General features: G+C 71.2%; 2 protein-coding genes. Both read right to left on the reverse strand.

Going from position 1 to position 2,557, the window contains the following annotated elements; all coding sequences use genetic code 11:
* Positions 1-812, reverse strand: an 812-nt coding sequence (locus D6689_22830; protein RMH36247.1) for a thymidine phosphorylase, incomplete at its 3' end; no start/stop codon positions are given.
* 5 nt (positions 813-817) lie between these two features.
* Entirely contained in the window at positions 818-1,471 is a 654-nt protein-coding gene (gene deoC / locus D6689_22835; GenBank protein ID RMH36248.1) for a deoxyribose-phosphate aldolase, read from the reverse strand.
* Positions 1,472-2,557: the final 1,086 nt, after the last annotated feature.

Here is a 2,557-nt window from a genome sequence, read left to right on the forward strand (position 1 = left end):
CGGGTGTCGGCCGGCCCGCCCCCGCGCAGCACGTCGACCGACTCGGCGATCTCGACCGCGTTGCCGACCGCGTCGCCGATCGGGTCGTCCATGCGCGTGAGCACGGCGGTCACGCGCTTGCCGGCGGCCGCACCGATGGCGCGGATGGCCGTGGCCAGGCGACGGGCGTCGTCGAGCGTCTTCATGAACGCGCCGCTGCCCACCTTGCAGTCGAGCACCAGGCCGTCGATCCCCTCGGCCAGCTTCTTCGACATGATCGACGTCGCGATCAGCGGAATCGACTCGACGGTGGCGGTGACGTCGCGCAGGGCGTAGAGCACGCGGTCGGCCGGCGCCATGCGGTCGGTCTGGCCGATCATGCAGACGCCGAGTTCGGCCACCTGCGCGACGAACCGATCGATGTCGAGGTCGACGCGAAAGCCGGGAATCGACTCGAGCTTGTCGAGCGTGCCGCCGGTGTGGCCGAGCCCGCGGCCGCTGACCATCGGTACGGCGACGCCGCACGCCGCGACCGCCGGGGCGAGCGGGATCGAAATCTTGTCGCCGACGCCGCCGGTCGAGTGCTTGTCGACGCGCGGCCGATCGACGCGCGACAGGTCGACCACGTCGCCGGAGTGGACCATCGCGTCGGCCCACGCGGCGGTCTCGTCGTCGTCGAGGCCGCGGAAGTAGACGGCCATCAACATGGCCGCGGTCTGGTAGTCGGGAACCGAGCCGTCGGCCACGCCCGCGATGAACGCGCGGATCTCGTCGCCGGTGAGCTGGCGTCCGTCGCGCTTTTTGCGGATGAGCTCCTGCGGCAGGAACGTCAAGGTCGTCAATACCCCGCAGCCTTGCGCTGCGTCTTGCCGGTGACGATTGCCACCGAGGCCGACGCGCCGATCCGGTTGGCGCCGGCCATCGCCATCTTCGCGGCGTCCTCCGCGGAGCGGACGCCGCCGGACGCCTTGACGCCCATGTCGTCGCCGACGATGCGCCGCATCAACTGGATGTCTTCGACGGTGGCGCCGCCCTTGCCGAACCCGGTCGACGTCTTGACGAACGCGGCGCCCGCGAGCTTCGCGAGGACGCAGCCGATGACCTTTTCATCGTAGGTGAGCGCGCCCGTTTCGAGGATGACCTTGACGATGGCCGGCTTGGCGGCTTTCACGACGCGACAGATGTCCTCGTAGACGGTTTCGTAGTCGCGCGACTTGAGCGCGCCGATGTTGATGACCATGTCGATCTCGTCGGCGCCGTTGCGGACCGCCTCGCGCGCCTCGTACGCCTTGGCGGTGGGCGCCATCGCGCCGAGCGGGAAGCCGACCACCGTGCACACCGCGACGCCGCTGCCGCGCAACAGCTGTTTGCACAGCGGCACCCAGGTCGTGTTGACGCACACGGACGCGAACCCGAACTTGCGGGCTTCTTCGCACAGATTGCGGATGTCGTCCCGCGTGGCGTCGGCGCGCAACAGGGTGTGGTCGATCATGCGCGCGAACTCGCTCGGCGACGCGGGCTTGTCGCCGAGCCAGGCGACGCGGCTCGCGCCGGCGGCCTCGATCGCGCGTACCGACCACGGGCGGCGGACCACGCAGCTGCCGCAGGTCGAGCAGTCCTCGACCGAGTCGTCCGTGCAGTCGCCGCCCTGGACGACGCGCAGGCTGGGCCGTGCGGCGGCGCCGGCGAGGCGCTGGCGCACGCGTTCGGCGATGGTGTCGACGAGGCGGTCGAGATCGGAATCGTCCAGGCGCAAGGTGCGCAATCCTAGCGGAATCTTTCGGCGTCTCCAACCGTTTGGCCGCAGCGTGCCGAAAAACCGGGGCGCGCGGCGTCCGCGCCGGCGGCCGCGATGCGGCGCGTGGCGCGGGCGGTCCGGGAGTCGAGAACCGGTCGGCGGACGGGGAACGCGGCTGTCCGCCGACGTTTTCGCGGGCGCGGAGCGGGCGCGGGGCGCGCGGGGGAGCGGGACGACAGCGGCGCGGAGCGGAAGCGGGGCGCGCGGGGCGGTCGAGAGCGGGCGCGGAGCGGGAGCGGGGCGCGCGGTGCGGTCGAGAGCGGACGGCATCGGGGCCGCTGCGGGACGGCGGCGGTCGGTGAGCCATCATCGCCGCGTACGCGACGACACGGTCGGTGGGCGTGGTGGGCACGAGCCGCGGCGGGCGCCGGGGGCGGGGCGCCCGGTCGAGCCCGGCGGGAGTGTCTCGGGGCGCCCACCGACCGGCTTCGGCTCGGGCTCGTCGCCGCAGCTGTCACTTCTCACGATCATGACCCACGAATTCTCACGATCATGACCCCGGAAAAGCTCGCACCCTGGTCGATTGGAGCCGCGGCAGATAAATGGCCTCGCAGAAGCGGCCGGCGCGGGCTCGGTGTCGAAGCAACCCCGGTGCGGGCTCGGCGGCCGCGCGTGGTGGTGCTGGGATCTACACAGAACTCGGGACGTGATCGTCGGGACGTGATCGAATGAATGAGGCAAGACGTTCCCGCTCGGACGTTTGCGCCGCAGTAGATTGCGGATTGACCGCAGGCTGCGCAATGAGCAAGATGACGGCTGACCACCGACACAGGCGAGGCA

The organism is Deltaproteobacteria bacterium, from assembly GCA_003696105.1.
In the GTDB taxonomy this organism is placed as follows: Bacteria; Myxococcota_A; Polyangia; order Haliangiales; family J016; genus J016.

Excerpts from the sequence above, each read along its gene's own strand:
- deoC (RMH36248.1), bottom strand. The coding sequence starts at position 1,471 with ATGATCGACCACACCCTGTTGCGCGCCGACGCCACGCGGGACGACATC.